1 pseudogene is annotated in these 519 nt (G+C 65.7%); it reads left to right on the top strand.

Going from position 1 to position 519, the window contains the following annotated elements:
* A pseudogene (locus tag EOB80_RS34315) lies at nucleotides 1-352 on the top strand (hypothetical protein); the annotation flags it as partial.
* Between the last annotated feature and the right edge of the window lie 167 nt (nucleotides 353-519).

Here is a 519-nt window from a genome sequence, read left to right as displayed (position 1 = left end):
GGTCATGGTGCTGGAAGGCAATCCGGAGGAGCTGGAGGCGCGCGGCGAGCGCAACCAGCAGGCGCCCTTCGAGTCCGACGACCTGTTCTTCACCGTGTTCATCGGCATATGGATAACCATTATGGTCGGCAGTCTTGCTGTCTCCATCTTGCCGCCGATCTTCGGCCAGAAGCTTGGTCCCGGCCGTTACCGCTGGCTCGGCATGACCTTCGAGCCAAGCCGGCGATCCTCCCGTAGTGGCTGGTCGTCGGGAAGTTCCAGCGGCGGCTGGTCTTCGGGGTCAAGCAGCGGTGGAGGCTTTTCCGGCGGCGGCGGTTCGTCCGGCGGCGGCGGCTCGTCGGGAAGCTGGTGATGGCATGACGATACCCAGCATCAGCCTGTCGAAACGCGACCGCCTCGCCTCGGCTGTCCTGATTGCCGCGGTCGTGCTGTTCTCCTGCGTCATGTCCTGCGCGGCCGACCTGCCGGCGCTGACCGGCCGTGTCGTCGACAATGCCGGCATCATCGATGCCGCGACCA

The sequence above is a fragment of the Mesorhizobium sp. M7A.F.Ca.MR.245.00.0.0 genome (assembly GCF_003997415.1).
In the GTDB taxonomy this organism is placed as follows: domain Bacteria; phylum Pseudomonadota; class Alphaproteobacteria; order Rhizobiales; family Rhizobiaceae; genus Mesorhizobium.
The sequence above is the reverse complement of the archived record's forward strand: the minus strand, read 5'-3'. Positions and strand labels throughout refer to the sequence as shown.